This window comes from Bradyrhizobium hereditatis, from assembly GCF_020329435.1.
In the GTDB taxonomy this organism is placed as follows: Bacteria; Pseudomonadota; Alphaproteobacteria; order Rhizobiales; family Xanthobacteraceae; genus Bradyrhizobium; species Bradyrhizobium hereditatis.
Window position 1 is genome coordinate 24,400 of the sequence record NZ_JAGKJK010000015.1, and the last position, 15,612, is coordinate 40,011.

Annotated in this window: 13 protein-coding genes and 1 tRNA gene; 6 read left to right on the plus strand and 8 right to left on the minus strand. The window is 62.7% G+C overall.

Annotated elements, in window-relative coordinates:
* Positions 1–60: 60 nt before the first annotated feature.
* From J6524_RS29055 to J6524_RS29075, 5 genes are all read right to left on the minus strand, one after another.
* On the minus strand, positions 61–927 hold the full coding sequence (locus tag J6524_RS29055) for a beta-keto acid cleavage family enzyme (RefSeq protein ID WP_225677042.1): 867 nt from the start codon (positions 925–927) through the stop codon (positions 61–63).
* 64 nt (positions 928–991) lie between these two features.
* Positions 992–1,813: a helix-turn-helix domain-containing protein gene (locus J6524_RS29060; RefSeq protein ID WP_225677044.1), complete on the minus strand. Its 822-nt coding sequence runs from the start codon at positions 1,811–1,813 to the stop codon at positions 992–994.
* A 113-nt stretch (positions 1,814–1,926) separates the two neighbouring features.
* Entirely contained in the window at positions 1,927–2,583 is a 657-nt protein-coding gene (locus J6524_RS29065; protein ID WP_225677046.1) for a glutathione S-transferase family protein, read from the minus strand.
* 33 nt (positions 2,584–2,616) lie between these two features.
* The gene (locus J6524_RS29070) at positions 2,617–3,768 is read right to left on the minus strand and encodes an acyl-CoA dehydrogenase family protein (protein WP_225677048.1); all 1,152 of its coding nucleotides are present in this window, start codon (positions 3,766–3,768) and stop codon (positions 2,617–2,619) included.
* A 119-nt stretch (positions 3,769–3,887) separates the two neighbouring features.
* Positions 3,888–5,042, minus strand: coding sequence for an acyl-CoA dehydrogenase family protein (locus J6524_RS29075; protein ID WP_225677050.1), 1,155 nt, complete (start codon positions 5,040–5,042; stop codon positions 3,888–3,890).
* A gap of 203 nt (positions 5,043–5,245) precedes the next feature.
* Here J6524_RS29075 and J6524_RS29080 point away from each other — a divergent pair, with 203 nt between their 5' ends.
* The 3 genes from J6524_RS29080 to J6524_RS29090 all read left to right on the plus strand — a co-directional run bounded on the left by J6524_RS29080 (position 5,246) and on the right by J6524_RS29090 (position 10,337).
* Complete coding sequence (locus J6524_RS29080; protein WP_225677051.1) at positions 5,246–6,460, plus strand: ABC transporter substrate-binding protein; 1,215 nt, start codon at positions 5,246–5,248, stop codon at positions 6,458–6,460.
* A 645-nt stretch (positions 6,461–7,105) separates the two neighbouring features.
* Positions 7,106–7,786 (plus strand): hypothetical protein, encoded by a 681-nt coding sequence (locus J6524_RS29085; protein WP_225677053.1) that lies wholly within the window; start codon positions 7,106–7,108, stop codon positions 7,784–7,786.
* A gap of 1,006 nt (positions 7,787–8,792) precedes the next feature.
* Positions 8,793–10,337: an acyl-CoA synthetase gene (locus tag J6524_RS29090; RefSeq protein WP_225677055.1), complete on the plus strand. Its 1,545-nt coding sequence runs from the start codon at positions 8,793–8,795 to the stop codon at positions 10,335–10,337.
* A gap of 137 nt (positions 10,338–10,474) precedes the next feature.
* Here the strand turns inward: J6524_RS29090 and J6524_RS29095 are convergent, their stop codons facing one another.
* Positions 10,475–11,242, minus strand: coding sequence for a helix-turn-helix domain-containing protein (locus J6524_RS29095; protein WP_225677057.1), 768 nt, complete (start codon positions 11,240–11,242; stop codon positions 10,475–10,477).
* A gap of 188 nt (positions 11,243–11,430) precedes the next feature.
* On the opposite strand from J6524_RS29095, the gene J6524_RS29100 reads away from it, so the two are divergent.
* Positions 11,431–13,554, plus strand: coding sequence for a marine proteobacterial sortase target protein (locus J6524_RS29100; protein WP_225677059.1), 2,124 nt, complete (start codon positions 11,431–11,433; stop codon positions 13,552–13,554).
* Entirely contained in the window at positions 13,451–13,810 is a 360-nt protein-coding gene (locus J6524_RS29105; RefSeq protein WP_283843358.1) for a di-heme-cytochrome C peroxidase, read from the plus strand. The genes J6524_RS29100 and J6524_RS29105 overlap by 104 nt, the downstream gene beginning before the upstream one ends.
* Positions 13,811–13,901: 91 nt before the next feature.
* Here the strand turns inward: J6524_RS29105 and J6524_RS29110 are convergent, their stop codons facing one another.
* On the minus strand, positions 13,902–14,144 hold the full coding sequence (locus tag J6524_RS29110) for a hypothetical protein (RefSeq protein WP_225677063.1): 243 nt from the start codon (positions 14,142–14,144) through the stop codon (positions 13,902–13,904).
* A gap of 233 nt (positions 14,145–14,377) precedes the next feature.
* Between J6524_RS29110 and J6524_RS29115 the strand changes: the two genes are divergently transcribed.
* Entirely contained in the window at positions 14,378–15,340 is a 963-nt protein-coding gene (locus J6524_RS29115; protein WP_225677066.1) for an alpha/beta hydrolase, read from the plus strand.
* A gap of 16 nt (positions 15,341–15,356) precedes the next feature.
* Here J6524_RS29115 and J6524_RS29120 read toward each other — a convergent pair.
* A tRNA-Arg gene (locus J6524_RS29120) sits at positions 15,357–15,433 on the minus strand.
* Positions 15,434–15,612: the final 179 nt, after the last annotated feature.

Consider the following 15,612-nt stretch of genomic DNA (forward strand, 5'->3'; position numbering starts at 1 on the left):
AATCCATGCTTTCTTTACACGGCAGGATGGATTGCTTCGCTTCGCTCGCAATGACGACGGTCAATGCCTCGTCCCGAAAATCTGCCGCGCCTCTGCCGGGCTCGCGATCTCGCGGCCCGCGCGCCGCGCGCAGGCGGCGATGGCTTCGATGAGTTGCCCGTTCGAGGTAACCTTGGTGCCGTCGCCCAAATAGAAAGTATCCTCCAGCCCGGTGCGGAGGTGACCGCCGAGATCGGCGCAGCGCTGGTGCAGCGGCCAGATTTCGGCGCGGCCGATCGCGGTGACCTGCCAATGCGCTTGCGGCAATTTCAGCTTGAGCAGGATCGGCAGCAATTCCGGATCGGCCGGCATGCCGGAAGCTACCCCCATCACGAAGTTATATTCGAGCGGTCCCGAATACATCCCGGTCTGCACATACATGCCGACGCAACGCACAATGCCGACGTCGAAACATTCGAATTCGGGAATCGTGCCCGCTTCCTTCATCACGTCGAGATAGTCCTGCACCTTCTCGACCGCGTTATCGAACATCATGGGTGGCCAGGCCCAGGTGTTGTCGGCCTTCACCTTCAGATAGTTCAGCGAGCCGGCGTTGCAGGCAGCGATCTCAGGCTTCGTCTCGCGCACGCAATCGAGCGCGCCCTGGTATTTCGGGCCTGACGTGCCCGTCGTGTGATTGATGATGACGCCGGGACAGGCCTCGCGGATCGCTTGCTGAATTTCCTTGGAGACGTTCACATCCCAGGACGGCAGATGGCCCTTGTTCGGCTCCTGCTGGCGCAGATGGATATGCATGATGCTGGCACCCGCATTGAATGCGGCCTTGGCCTCGCGCGCCATCTGCTCCGGCGTCACCGGCACATTGTGCTGCTTCGGATCAGTCAACACGCCGTTCAGCGCGCAGGTTATGACGGCCTTGTCGCCCATGGATCAACCTTCGAAAACGGGACGCGAGGGATCGTAAATATCCAGCGCGATCATGCGTTCCGCATCAGCCGGCTTCTTGCGTCAACCCGCTATTGCCGGCTGCGACGCGGCGATGGCTATAGATCGCGAGATCACGCGAGCCTGAAAAGATCGCGCGCGGCTTTAGGCCATAGAAGCGGCGGATCGAGTGGCTGAAATGCGTGGAGTCGGGATAGCCGATGTCCTGCGCGAGATGCGCAAGGTTGATGTCCTGATTGGCGAAGTGCAACAGATGCCGCGCCCGCTTCCAGGCGCGAAACGAGCGGAAGGAGATTCCGGTCTCTTCCTTGAAGAGGTGCAGGAAGCGCGAGGGAGACAAACCCGCCTCCGCGGCGCAGCTCGCCGCCGTCACCGGCTCGCCGGAGAATTTTCCGATCTGCACGATCGCTCGCGCCACGCGAGGATCGAGATCGCGCTGCGGCAGGACCTCGCCGAGGCAGAGCGAATCGAATTCAGCGCTGGAGAATTCGTTGCCGGCATGGTGCTCGCGCAATTCGCGATAGGCGGCGCGAATGCGGCTGGTGAAGGCTGCAGCATCAGGTCCCGCAAGGCGCGCGGCGAGGTCTTCGAGCACGCCAGGGCGAACGCTCTCCGGCTCGATCACGATGCTCAGCACCGAACGATAATCGCTGGCGATGGTGTGCCTGACGTTTGGCAGCACGGCGATCATTTCGCTATGGGTTTGCCGGCCGTCTGATGTCGTGAGCCATAGACCGCCTTCGAGCGCGACATAGATGTTGAACCCGCCCGAGCAACGTTGCCGCGGCCGGCCGAGCAGGCCGGCGTAGAACACGCGTTCCGGGGTAATCAGCATCAGATGGCCTGACTTGCGGCCGATATCGTCCATGGCTCGTCCTCCTCGCGCGGCTCTCTGGCCGCTGCGATGGGGTCAACCATAGCGGAAATTCGTCTGATGTCACCGATCGGGAAAGGTTAATTCGCGTCCCGAATCGGCACCATTCAGGCCCGTATTCGAGGCGGCACGTTCTGCTCGACGCCAGCCTTGCGTTCCGCCGCAACCGCGCGCTGATAGCCGTCCCGCTCCTGCAACCGCGCCCAATACGCCGCGACATTCGGCCCGAAATCCTTGGCCAGGCCGATCGTGCCGGCAAGCCGCAACGCATAGCCGTTGACGATATCGGCCGCAGTAAAGCGTCCGGCGCAGAGGAATTCCGAATTCGCCGTCGCAGCTTCGACCGCCCGCAGCCGGCCAAGGAACCACTTTGCGTAATCGCCGGCCACCTGCGGGTTCCGCCGCTCTTCCGGTTCGAGCTGGCTGTATCTCAGCACCAGCGTTTGCGGAAAGGTCAGCGTCGCGTCGCTGAAATACATCCAGTTCAGGAAGGCGCCGTAGGCCGGGTCGTCCAGCCCGACCACCAGCGGCGACGGCCCGTATTTGGTCCCGAGGTAGTAACAGATGCCCGATGACTCCGTCATTTTGGTCTCACCGTCGATCATGAACGGAATCGTGCCGAGCGGATTGATCGAAAGATATTCTTTGGCGAGCACCCGCGGCGGGAACGGCAGCATCTTGAGCTCGTACGGCAGGCCCATCTCTTCCAGCATCCAGAGCGGACGGAACGAGCGCGCGCCGTCGCAGTGATAGAGCGTGATCATCAGGTTTCCCCGTTAGTATCTTGACCGTTCTTATTAGCCTTTCGGCAGCGTGCCCATCATCTTGCACAATACCATCAACATCACCTCGTCGGCGCCGCCGCCGATCGAGGTCAGGCGGCTGTCGCGATAAGCGCGGCTGACCGGCGTCTCGTTCATGAATCCCATGCCGCCCCAGAACTGCAGGCAGGCGTCGGTGAGTTCGCGCCCCAGACGCCCCGCCTTGAGCTTGGCCATGGTGGCAAGCCGCGTCACGTCCTCGCCAGCGATCAGCGCCTCGGCGGCACGATAGACCAGCGCGCGGAGCAGCTCGACCTCGGTCTGCATTTCAGCCAGCTTGAAATGAACCGTCTGGTTATCGAGGATCGATTTTCCGAACGCCTTGCGGCTACGGGTATATTCGATGGTCTCGGCGATGATGAACTCATGCGCCTTAAGGCAGGCCGCCGCGCCCCACAGCCGCTCCTCCTGGAACTGTATCATCTGGTAGGTGAAGCCCTTGCCTTCCTCGCCGATGCGATTGCGCTTGGGCACCCGGACATTATCAAAGAAGATCTGCGCCGTGTCGGATGAGCGCATGCCCATTTTGTCGAGCTTGCGCGCCACCTGCACGCCCTTCGCTTTCATGGGCACGCAGATCAGCGACTTGTTGCGATGGACCTGGTCGTCGCTGGTATTGGCGAGCAGGCAGATCCAGTCGGCCTGCACGCCATTGGTGATCCACATCTTGCCGCCATTGATGACGTAATCGTCGCCATCGGAACGCGCCTGGGTCTTGATCGAGGCGACGTCCGATCCCGCGCCCGGCTCGGAGACGCCGACACAGGCCACCGCGTCGCCCGCGATCGCAGGCGCCAAGAACTCACGTCGCACTTCATCCGAACCGAATCGCGCCAACGCAGGCGTCGCCATATCGGTCTGCACCCCGATCGCCATCGGCACGCCGCCGCATTTGATCGCGCCGAGCTCCTCGGCCATCATCAGCGCGTAGGAATAATCGAGCCCCTGGCCGCCAAACTCGACCGGCTTGTTCAGCCCGAGAAAGCCGAGATCGCCGAGCTTCTTGAACAGCTCATGGGCCGGAAAGATGTCGTTCTTCTCCCATTCGTCGACGAAGGGATTGATCTCCGCGGCGATGAATTTCTGCAGGATGCGGCGGGGTTCGTCGTGGTCGGCGGTGAAGAGCATTTTATTGTTTCCTGTCGTTTCGGGGCGGCGCGAAGCGACGAACCCGGAACCTCGACGTTGTTTTACTCACTTCCAGATTCCGGGTTCGATGCTACGCATCGCCCCGGAATGACGGCGTATCACAACCCCATCTGTCTCGAAGCGAGATCCTTCATGATCTCCTCGGTGCCGCCGCCGATAGCGTTGACCTTGACCTCGCGATAGATGCGCTCGACCTTGACACCGCGCATGAAGCCGGCACCGCCGAAAATTTGCACCGCTTCGGAGGCGCAGAATGCCATGGTCTGGGTCGCCTGGTTCTTCATCATGCAGATCTCGGCAACCGGGCTCTCGCCCTGCCCGAGCCGCCACGCCAGCATTTCCAGCATCGCCTGCGACGCCGCGACCTTCTGCGCCATGTCCACGATCTTGTGACGGATCACCTGATGCTGCGCGATCGGCTTGCCAAACGTCTTGCGTTCCTTGGCGTAGGCAATCGCCTCCTCGACGCAGACGCGGGCATAGGCCGTACAGCTCGCTGCCATGCCCATGCGCTCGCTGTTGAAATTATGCATGATGAGCTTGAAGCCCTGGCCCTCGTCGCCGATCAGGTTTTCCGCAGGCACGCGGCATTCGTTGAAATGTAGCGTCGCGGTATCCGATGCCCACCAGCCCATCTTCTTCAATTTGGTGCGCGACAGGCCCGGCGTGTTGCCCTCGATCAGGAGCAGGCTGACGCCACTCGGCCCCTCGCCGCCCGTGCGCACCGCAACCGTTAGGTAATCGGCCCGCATGCCCGAGGTGATGAACGTCTTCTCGCCGCTGACGATATAATGGTCGCCGTCCCGCCGTGCCTTGGTGCAGAGGTTGGCGACATCGGAGCCGCCGCTCGGCTCGGTGATCGCGAGCGCCGAAATTTTCTCGCCCGCCAGCACCTGCGGCAGCACGCGCGCCCTGACCTCAGGCCTTGCAGCACGCGCGATCGGCGGCGAACCGATGGTGTGACTCATCAGGCTCGAGCTGACGCCACCGGCGCCGGCGCGCGCCAGTTCCTGCGACGCCACGATCTTCATGAACTGGTCGGCCGGCACGCCGCCATATTCTTCCGGGAAGCCAAGCCCAAGCAGACCGATTTCGGATGCCTTGCGATAGAGCTCGCGCGGAAACTCTCCCGCCTCGTCCCATTCATTGGCGTAAGGTTCGATCTCGCGCGCCACGAAGCGACGCATCACATCGCGGAACGCTTCATGGTCCGCCGTGTAGAACGGGCTTTGCACTTTTGCGCGCTCCAGCATGCTTTCCTCCGCCAGTAATCACGATGCCCCGATTTGGCCGGCGCAAACTTGCGTTGAGCGGCTGGCATTGCGCAGACGCCGTCAGCCCAATCATCGCATGTCCGGTCCAGCAACTGAACACAAGACCGTTGGCGCGAGCATGCCCTAGCCTCGGCTCAAAGCCAACAAGAGGTCATCGACCCATTGGCCGGGGAGGATGAAGCATGGTCCGATCGCTCAATGCTGCCCCTGCGTTCTTCCTGACAGCGCTCCTGTCGCTTGCCATGGCGACAGCAGCCTCGGCGCAACACCCCGGCATTACCGACACCGAGATCAAGTTCGGCAATATCATGCCCTATAGCGGCCCGGCGTCGGCACTCAGCGTCACCGGCAAGGCTTTTGCAGCCTATTTCGACCTGATCAACGAGAAGGGCGGCGTCAACGGACGCAAGCTCAACATGATTTCGCTCGACGACGGTTTCTCGCCGCCGAAGACGGTCGAGGCGACGCGCCGGCTGGTCGAGAATGACGGCGTTGCCTTCATGTTCGGAACGATGGGCACCGCACCGAGTTCGGCGACAGCAAAATATCTCAACGGCGCCAAGGTGCCGCATCTGTTCCTGATCAGCTCCGCTTCGAAGTGGAATGATCCGGTTCACCAGCCCTGGCTGATGGCGCTGCCGTGGGCACCGAATTATGTCGAGGAGGCCGGCATCGAGGTGCGCTTTGCCCGCGCCAAGAATCCAAATGCACGCTTTGCGATCCTTTATCAGAACGACGACGCCGGAAAGGATTATCTGCGCGGCGTCAGGCAAGCGCTCGGCGCGGACGCCGACAAGGTGATCGCGATGGCGACCAGTTTCGAGGTCGCCGATCCCACTGTCGATTCGCAGATCCTCACGCTCGCCAACACCAAGGCCGACGTCTTTCTGATCTACAGCGTGACGCCGCGTGCTTGCGCCCAAGCGATCCGAAAGGCCTATGAAACCGGTTGGCGGCCGATGCGCTTCATCTCAAGCGGCTGCGCCAACAAGGAAACGGTCATGGTGCCGGCAGGGCTTGAAGCGGCAACGGGCATCATGTCGGTCGGAGCCCTAAAGCCTTATTCGGCTGACTCCACCGATCCCGACCTGGTTGCCTACCGCGATTTCATGAAGGCGCGGCTGCCAAACATCGATCCCGCCAATCTGGCGGCGGGATATGGTTACATGGTCGCGCAGGCTTTGGTCGTGGTGCTGACACAGTGCAAGAATGACCTTAGCCGCGAAAACATCATGGCGCAGGCGGCGAACCTCAAGGGCGTAGCGCTGCCGATGCTGATGCCGGGAGTGACGCTCAACACCTCGCCGACGGATTACCGGCCAATCAAGGACGGCTATATGGTTGAGTTTCGCGACAACCAGTTCAACGTGATCAGTGAGTTGCTGCGCGGCTCCTGACCGCGGCGGCCTGTCCCGATTGTCGGGATCAGTGAGCTGCCGGCGACAGATCCTGGATCAGGCGGTGCAGTCATTGCCGCTGAGTATGCGGACACCTCACAATCGCGCGGCTATCGCAAAAGCATGTTCCTGTGTAACCACAGGTGAGCGAGACGCAATCAAACCTGGGCTGGCGGCGTTGATTAATTTGAAGGTCACTGTCGCGACGCGACCGGACACCGATCAAGCATCGTCACTGTGAGCTTCTTCGGCTGTCACGCACGGGCTGCGCAATGAGCCGGCCTAGAGCGTGATGATGTCAGGTTTGATTGCGACCAAGGTGCGCTCCCTCTCCCGCTTGCGGGGGAGGGCTGGGGTGGGGGTGTCTCCGCGGGCGACGCTACCCGAGTGGAGAGAGCCCCCACCCGGCGCTTCGCGCCGACCTCCCCCGCAAGCGGGAGAGGTGAAGCGCGTCTGCGGCCAAATCGATTCAATCAAGGATCATCATGCTCTAACGGTTGACGCTTCACCCAGTTCAGAAAAGTCGATCCTCTTGTCGTGCGGCGATCTCACAATCGCCCCAGGACTGCTGCGCTCCCGCCTCGCTTCTGTCAAACCGGGCTGACCTCTTCCATCAACAAGAGAACCGCCGGGTGAAGGTACCAAATGTTATACTCGCAAAGTCCACCACTGGCGGAGCAGCAGTGGCCGAGCGCCGAAGAAGTTTCGTCGGGCGCCCTTGCGCGCGATCCGGACGCCCGATCCGATTGGCGTTTTGGCAGAAGGCGCATGAAGCCGGCGAACGATTCTTCTTATCCCTACCGCTTCGGGGAGGGGCAGGCGAAGACCGGCCGGCCGTCGATAGGCCGGAGAATAGTCCGCAGCCTTACCCGGTTTTCTATTGCGGTTCTCATCGGTGTCGGCGCCACGCTTGGCTGGCATTCCTACGGTGATGCAGCAAAGGGGATGGTGGTGGCCCGGGCTCCAATGCTGGCCTGGTTGTTATCCACGTCGCCGACGAAGTCCCCGGTGGTGGCAGCAACTTCCCCTGGCCCGCTGCAGCAGCTTGAGCCCCTGGCGTCCAATCTCGATGCCGTGCGGCGCAGCGTAGAACAACTCGCTTACAAGCAAGAACAGATCGCCCAAAACATTGCGGCACTGCGGGCTGTTGAGGAGGACATCAGGCAGAAGATGTCGTTTGCGCCTCCGGCCCCTGCCCCGGCGCCGGCCCAGCAGGCGGCCTCCATCCCGCAGCCTAAACCCCCGCAACCCAGGGCGCAGTCATCGGCTGTGCAGTCATCGTCGGCGCCTCGCCCTTCGCCTCCTACGGGACCACTCTCGCGCTGACGGCTCGGATCGCGGTGGGCGATATTGACGACCTCGTCGAGCGCCGGAAATGAGACGAGTGGCATTTCAGAGAGCCGCCATAGGCACTGCAGAGATCAACGTCAGGCGACTTCCGTTTCTGGATTTCTCGGCCTGACGTCATGTCCTCGTTGCATCAACTTCTGATTTTCAGAAATTGTCATTGACACGAAGGCCAAATCAGCAATATATCGATTTGGTCCCGTCCCGATACGAGGGGCGTTTCGCGATCGTCACAGACGCGGGACGGGATGCGGTGGACGTGGATGCGCCTTTGACGAACGGTGCTGATGCGTACGGCGAAGTCGTGTGGTCCTGACGCCCCGATGCTGGCGTCAAGTCTTGCGGTTGCGCATCGATCCAATTGGATCGAGCGCGATATCCGCGAGGCGACGGTGACAACGAGCCCGGCCCGCCGGGGAGAGCACGATATAAGCCGTAAAACCATTGCGCAGGGAATGTCGGATGCCTCCGCTGAACCTGTATGCTCGTGTGCGCCTTTTTGCACACTTTTGCACACGAGACCGCGGGTGCAGCGTGCACCCGGCATTCCCTGCGCCCTCTGTTTGGAGGAGGGCGGGAAGTTTCAGGCAAACCTCGGGCAGTTCATGTCGCGAGATCGCGAAGTCATACTCAGTTGTCGTCGCCCGGCTTGACCAAGCCCCATACAAGTATTCCAGAGACGTCAATGATTGAGCTGATAAGCCGCGGAGTACTGGATCCCCGCCTTCGCGGGGATGACGGTCGAGTGTGCGTTGCTATCTCTCCGTCATTGCGAGCGCAGCGAATCTATCAATCATGCAACGCACGAGGATCTGGCTTGCTTCGGCCTTCGCTCTTCGAGCTACGGTGACAAGTCATCGCGGCGCCGCTCGAACCGCCCAAACAGTCCGCCCCAGCCACTCCACGCAAGACAGCACCCCTATATGACCCCTCATCTGTTACATAGAATACCGTCAAGCAAAAACTGCTGAACGTGGAGGAGGGCTTGTCCGTACGCTATTACGACTGGATCGCCCATTTCGGCCGCCGCACGCCGAACAAGATCGCTGCCATCGACCTCGCCAGTGAGCGCCGCCTCTCCTATTCCCAGTTCGACGCGCGCATCTCGCGCGTTGCCACCCATCTGCGTGAGGTGCTCGGCGTCAAGCGCGGCGACCGCGTTGCGGTGCTGGCGCTCAACACGACAGATACGCTCGAAGTGCAGTTCGCCTGCGGGCGCTTAGGGGCGGTATTCCTGCCGCTGAACACACGGCTGACGGTTCCGGAATTGCAATTCATCGTCGGCGATGCCTCGCCGAGCGTGATGATTCACGACACTGATCTCGCCGAGACCGCGTTAGCCGTCGCCAAGCTCTGCAACGTTTCGTCGACGCTGCTGCTTGGCGCCGGCGGCACCTATGAAGCGGCGATTGCCGCCTCGAAGCCGCTCGATGAATTCGAGTTCGTTACCCATGACGACATCTCGACCATCATGTACACGTCAGGCACCACAGGTCAGCCAAAGGGCGCGATCATCACGCATGGCATGACGTTCTGGAATTGCGTCAATCTCGGCGGCCCCGCCTATGTCACACCATCGACGGTGCTGCTCACCGTGCTGCCGCTGTTCCACACCGGCGGGCTCAATTGCTACACCAACCCGGTGCTGCATGCTGGCGGCACCGTCCTGATCATGCGAGCCTTCGATCCGGGTCTCGCGTTGCAATTGATCAGCGATCCCGCATACGGCATTACACAATTTTTCGGCGTGCCGGCCATCTATCAGTTCATGGCGCAGCATCCGTCATTCGCGAGCGCCGATTTCAGTCGCCTGGTGATCGGCGGCGTCGGCGGCGCGCCGATGCCGGTGCCGCTGTTGAAAGTGTGGGAGGAGCGCGGCGTCGCCCTGCAACAGGGCTACGGCATGACCGAGACGTCGCCGGCGGTGCTGGCGCTCGACCGCGAGGACGCTGCGCGGAAAGCAGGCTCGTCCGGCAAGCCGGTGCTGCACACGGAAGTGCGGATCGTTCGCCCCGACGGCACCGACGCTGACGTCGGTGAACTCGGCGAACTCTGGGTCAAGGGGCCGAACGTGACGCCGGGCTATTGGAACAGGCCGGACGCCAACCAATCGTCCTTCACCGATGGCTGGCTTCACACCGGCGATGCCACGCGTATGGATGAAGAGGGTTTTTACTACATCGTCGATCGCTGGAAGGACATGTACATTTCCGGCGGCGAGAATGTCTATCCGGCCGAAGTCGAGAACGTGCTGCATCAGCTCCCCGCGATCGCCGAGGCGGCCGTCATCGGCATTCCCGATGAGCAATGGGGCGAGGTCGGCATGGCGATCGTTGCCGTCAAGCCTGGCCAGACGCTGACGCCTGCTGAAATTCACGCTCATTGCGCCGCCAATCTGGCACGGTTCAAATGCCCGCGGCTGATCGAGTTCGTCGATGCGCTGCCGCGCAACGCGACGGGGAAGATTCACAAGCCGACGCTGCGCAGGCAGTTCAACGCGCCGACAGCGACCGACAAGCTTGCGTCGTAGCTGTGCCGGCCCCCAACTTCGTCATGCCCCGCGAAGGCGGGGCATCCAGTAAACACGGAGTGCAGTGATTGAACTCGAGGCCGCGGCGTACTGGATCGTCCGCATTCGCGGACGATGGCAGCGGAGGGGATGGTGAGTTATCCCGGCAGGAACAGCGCGAATGGCTCTTCCGTCGTCCGCCGCAAATGCTGGCGATACTGCGTGTAATTGGGATCATCGGCCGAGACGCGGCCGAAGGTCGGGTTCGCGACCATCTTGATCGGCAGATAGGCAATTGGGGCGGCGATCGGCGTCAGCGACGAGCCGCGGCCGGCGAGCAGTGTGGTGATGATGCCGTACATCTCGCCCGAGATCGCCAGCCGCGCCACCGTGATCAGGCGGTGCTGGCCGTGCCGGTTGGTGACGAGGTAGATGTGGCCGGACTGGTTGGGCACCGCCACTTCGCCGAACTGGGTGAAGGCGGCGTCCTGCCGTTCGCTTTCGTGAAACACCAGCGACGCCGCCGCCGTGTCCCACGCGATCTCGGTGCGATAGGCGAAGATGGCGTTCTTGTCGCCGAACGAGGGGCGCACCGTGACGTAGGTTCCCTCGATCCAGGCCACCGCGCGACGCGAATAGGCGCCGAGACCGTCCGGCGCAACCTCGCCGTTAACGGCGGCGGCTTGTGCCGGAGGCGCCTCCGCGGCCTTGCGCAAGGAGACGCCGAGCGCCTGCTCGAGGCGGACGGTGGTGGCGAGGGTGAACGGACGGCGGCCGCCCAGCACCTTTTCGAGCGTCGAAAGGCTGAGCTTGGCCTGTTCGGCCAGCGCCTGCCGCGAGATGCGGCGGCGCGCGATTTCTTCTCGGATCTTGTCGGCCACCCGCCGGCTTTGCTCGGCGGAAAGCTGCTTGTCCGGCACTGACATCGTCACCCCTGAACTATCAGCGCCAGTCTAGCAGACGCACAATGCATCACAAACCCGCACAAACCCGCCGCTGCCCCGGCGGAGCGTGGTGGCGAGCGACCGAACAATGCCGATCATTCCGCTCGCGCCAAATCGCTGAATTCCACACCCTCTCGCGTACGGCGAAATCGCCGTTCGGGAGTGACGACATGACGACATGTGACGAAATCGAGGCCGACAAACCCAGCGACCAGCCCAGCTTGATCCGGCTGGTGCTGTTCTTTGTGATGCAAGGCGTTGCCGTAATCCTGGTCGGGTTTGCGGCATTATTTTTGAGCTTTGAGCCGGTCTGGTCGGCCGAGCGCCTGCAATCCAACTACCTCAAGCCCGGCGATGCGCGGGCCGGTTCGCTACTCCTCAAGATCGACGAGGGATATGCCGATGCGTCACGGCTCGACGTCGATGTCGATCTCACCGTGTCCGGCCCCACGGTTCGCGCCCGCGTCACCCAGATTTTCCGTAACCCGTCTAAAGACTGGGTCGAAGCGGTCTACGTCTACCCGCTGCCATCAGGCGGCGCGGTCGATTCGCTGAAGATGGTGATCGGCGATCGCGTCGTGGTCGGCGACATCAAGGAGCGGCAGCAAGCGAAGGCGATCTACGAACAGGCCAAGCAGAATGGGCAAAAGGCCGCGCTGACCGAACAGGAACGGCCGAACATCTTCACCAACTCGGTCGCCAATATCGGCCCCGGCGAAACCGTGCTGGTACAGATCGAATATCAGGGGCCGTTCCAGCAATCCGGCACAGAATTTTCGCTGCGCGTGCCGATGGTCGTCGCGCCGCGCTACAATCCCGCACCGGTCGTGCAGAGCGTCGACTTCGAGCCCGGCGGCGGTTGGGGTGCGACCAAGTCCGATCCCGTTCCGGATCGCGACCGCATCTCACCCCAGGTGCTCGATCCCGCCACCAACGCGCCGGTCAACCCGACCCGCATCACCGTGCGGCTGCAAGCCGGCTTCCCGCTCGGCGAAGTCAAGAGCCACCATCACGCGATCAAGACCGAAAAGCCCGACGCCAACAGGAGCATTATCAGGCTTGCCGAAGGCCCGGTGCCGGCCGACCGCGATTTCGAGCTGACCTGGAAGCCCGCGGCGGAGCAAGCGCCGTCGGTTGGGCTGTTCCGTGAGCGCGTCGGCGACAGCGACTATCTACTCGCCTTCGTCACGCCGCCTTCGGTCGAACAGGCGCAGCAGAAACCGCTGCCGCGCGAGGTGATCTTCGTAATCGACAATTCCGGCTCGATGGGCGGCGTGTCGATCATCCAGGCCAAGGCGAGCCTCATTTACGCGCTCGGCCGCCTGCAGCCGAACGATCGCTTCAACGTCATTCGCTTCGACCACACCATGGAGGTGCTGTTCCCATCAGCCGTGCCGGCCGATAGCGAGCACATCAGCCGCGCCACCTCGTTCGTTGGCGCGCTGCGGGCCAATGGTGGCACCGAAATGGTGCCGGCGATGCGCGCGGCGCTGTTCGACAAGGCTGGCGATGCCAACTACGTCCGGCAAGTCGTGTTCCTGACCGACGGTGCGATCGGCAACGAGCAGCAACTGTTCGAAACCATCAATGCGCTGCGCGGCCGCTCGCGCATCTTCATGGTCGGCATCGGCTCAGCCCCGAACACCTACCTAATGACGCGCGCTGCCGAACTCGGCCGCGGCACGTTCACCCATATCGGCTCAGTGGAGCAGGTCGAGGAGCGGATGCGCGGCCTGTTCGCCAAGCTGGAGAATCCCGCGGTGACTAATCTCACCGCAAAATTCTCCGAAGCCGCGGCGGATATCACGCCCGTCGCCATCCCGGACGTCTATCGCGACGAGCCGCTGGTGCTGGCGGCAAAGCTCGACAAGCTCGCGGGCTCGGTCGAGATCAACGGCCGCGTCGGCGATCGTCCCTGGGTCGTCACCCTGCCGCTGGCGAATGCCGCCGAAGGCAAGGGCCTCTCCAAGCTCTGGGCTCGGCGCAAGATTGCGGATGCGGAGGTTGCGCGCACCACGCGGCAGGCAACTCCGGAAGATGCCGACAGGACCATCCTGGCGCTGGCGCTCGAGCATCAGCTCGTCACCCGCCTGACCAGCCTGGTCGCGGTCGACAAGACGCCGAGCCGTCCCCAGGGCGAACCGCTCAAGCTCTCGGAATTGCCGATCAACCTGCCGGCAGGCTGGGATTTTGAAAAAGTGTTCGGCGAGACTCGCCTACAAGGTCCGCCCGCTGAACGGCGTCTGGGCGACGCCGCCCTATCTGCACAACGGTTCGGTGCCGACCATCGATGATCTATTGGGAGACCCGGAAAAGCGGCCGAAGAAATTCTATCTCGGCAGCCGCGAATACGATCCCGTCAAGCTCGGTTACAAGACCGACCCGATCACGGGCGGTTTCGAGTTCGATACCTCCATTCGCGGCAATTCGAACAGAGGTCACGAATTCAGGAAAGACTACGACAAGAACAAGGAAATCAAGGGCGTGATCGGGCCGGAGCTGTCAGCGGATGATCGCAAGGCGCTGATCGAGTATCTCAAGACGCTCTGAGCCCGTCTATGCATGCGCCACGCGGCCGGGCACTGCCAGGCCGCTGGCGTTTTCCGACGCAACGCGGCGCAGATCTGATTGGGCGCCGCGCCTATCGGCTGGCCACCAGCCGCAATTGCGGCTTGATCGTTTCTTCGAGCTCGGACTTGAGCTGGCGCACGCGCGGGTCGCCCGAGCGCGCCGCGCACACCGCATATTGGTTGACCGAGCGCTTGAGCGCGCGCCGCTCCTCCGCAGTCCGCGTCACTTCCGGGCTGGACAGCCTCAGCACCATGCCGCCGAGTTGCACCAGCACTTCGTCAAGCGCCTGATCCATTCCAGCAAATTGATCCATCGCACCACTCCCTCGAAAAGGAGTAATGAGCCGCGCGCCGGTCCGTTCCCCGGCGCGCTCGTTTACGGATAATGGTCAGTAAACGGATGGCGATTCTATCAGCGCGCGCCGCGCATCTGCTTGCCGGAATCATTATCAATTGAAGGAAATCGGCCGGGCCTGCCGCAGAAACGACGCGATTGCGGTGGCCTCGCCTGTTACCTATGCTGCCGCCCCGTCTCACGAGGCCCCGCATGATTCCGCCGCTTGATCCTGTCGTCGCCCAGATCATCCCGCTCCTGCCGCTGCGCGATCCCACGACGATGACGCCGCAGAGCGCCCGTGATGCCCTGCGCGCACTGGCCGCCTCGCGCGCGGCGGTGCCGCCGCCGCGGGTAGCGAGCACGGAAGACATCAAAGTGAAGGGCGCAGCCGGGTTCCTTGGCGCACGGGTCTACCGGAACTCGAACGAAAAGTCGCCGACGGTGGTGTTTTTCCACGGCGGCGGCTGGGTAGCCGGCGATCTCGAGACCCATGACCGGCAGGCGCGCTGGCTTGCGATCGAGACCGGCGCGGTCGTCGTCTCCGTCGATTATCGCCGTCCGCCCGAGGTGTGTTTTCCCGGCGCGTTCGAAGACGCCTTCGCGGCGACCAAAGATGTCATTGCCCGCATCGCCGAGTTCGGCGGTGATGCCGCGCGCGTCGGCGTCGCCGGTGACAGCGCCGGCGGCAATCTCGCGGCCACCACCGCAATCGCCTGCCGCGACGCCGGGATCAGGCTAGCCGCGCAGCTGCTGGTCTATCCCGTCACCGACGTCCTCGGCAATTTTGCCGATGCAACAGAGAACGCGCGCTTTCCCTCGCGCACTGAGAACGCGGAAGGCTATTTCCTCACCCGCGCGACCATGGAATGGTTTTGTGGCCACTACCTCGGAGACAGCACTCACGGCTCCGACTGGCGCGTGTCGCCGTTGCGCGCCAAAAATCTCGCCGGCGTCGCGCCGGCAATCGTCTGCACCGCCTGGTTCGATCCGCTGCGCGACGAGGGCAAGGCCTATGCCGACGCCCTGACGGCCGCCGGCGTGCCGACTAGCTACTATGACGGTCTCGGCCTGATCCACGGCTATTTCGGTCTCGGCGAAGCTTCCGAGACCGCAAAGCGAGAGGCGCAGCGCGCCCGCGCCGATTTCAAGGCGCTGCTGGACAAGGGCGCGTAGTCGGCGATTGCAGGGCTGGCGATCCCGGGAAGACTCGAACTTCCGACCTACGGTTTAGGAAACCGCCGCTCTATCCGGCTGAGCTACGGGACCGCGGACCTGCGTGGTAAGACAGGTACCGGCGCTTCATAGCAAAGCGAGACTGGCATCGCCAGCCCTTCACGTGCGTGTCCTCAAATCCTCGCACCGTCATCGCCGGCCGTCTTTCCAAGCATCCACGCTCTTTGGCTAAGACCAAGGCATGAATGCCCGAAACAAGCAGACAAACTGGC

Coding starts and splice junctions, on each gene's coding strand:
- J6524_RS29055 (WP_225677042.1), bottom strand. CDS start 927: ATGGGCGACAAGGCCGTCATAACCTGCGCGCTGAACGGCGTGTTGACT.
- J6524_RS29060 (WP_225677044.1), bottom strand. CDS start 1,813: ATGGACGATATCGGCCGCAAGTCAGGCCATCTGATGCTGATTACCCCG.
- J6524_RS29065 (WP_225677046.1), bottom strand. CDS start 2,583: ATGATCACGCTCTATCACTGCGACGGCGCGCGCTCGTTCCGTCCGCTC.
- J6524_RS29070 (WP_225677048.1), bottom strand. CDS start 3,768: ATGCTCTTCACCGCCGACCACGACGAACCCCGCCGCATCCTGCAGAAA.
- J6524_RS29075 (WP_225677050.1), bottom strand. CDS start 5,042: ATGCTGGAGCGCGCAAAAGTGCAAAGCCCGTTCTACACGGCGGACCAT.
- J6524_RS29080 (WP_225677051.1), top strand. CDS start 5,246: ATGGTCCGATCGCTCAATGCTGCCCCTGCGTTCTTCCTGACAGCGCTC.
- J6524_RS29085 (WP_225677053.1), top strand. CDS start 7,106: ATGTTATACTCGCAAAGTCCACCACTGGCGGAGCAGCAGTGGCCGAGC.
- J6524_RS29095 (WP_225677057.1), bottom strand. CDS start 11,242: ATGTCAGTGCCGGACAAGCAGCTTTCCGCCGAGCAAAGCCGGCGGGTG.
- J6524_RS29100 (WP_225677059.1), top strand. CDS start 11,431: ATGACGACATGTGACGAAATCGAGGCCGACAAACCCAGCGACCAGCCC.
- J6524_RS29110 (WP_225677063.1), bottom strand. CDS start 14,144: ATGGATCAATTTGCTGGAATGGATCAGGCGCTTGACGAAGTGCTGGTG.
- J6524_RS29115 (WP_225677066.1), top strand. CDS start 14,378: ATGATTCCGCCGCTTGATCCTGTCGTCGCCCAGATCATCCCGCTCCTG.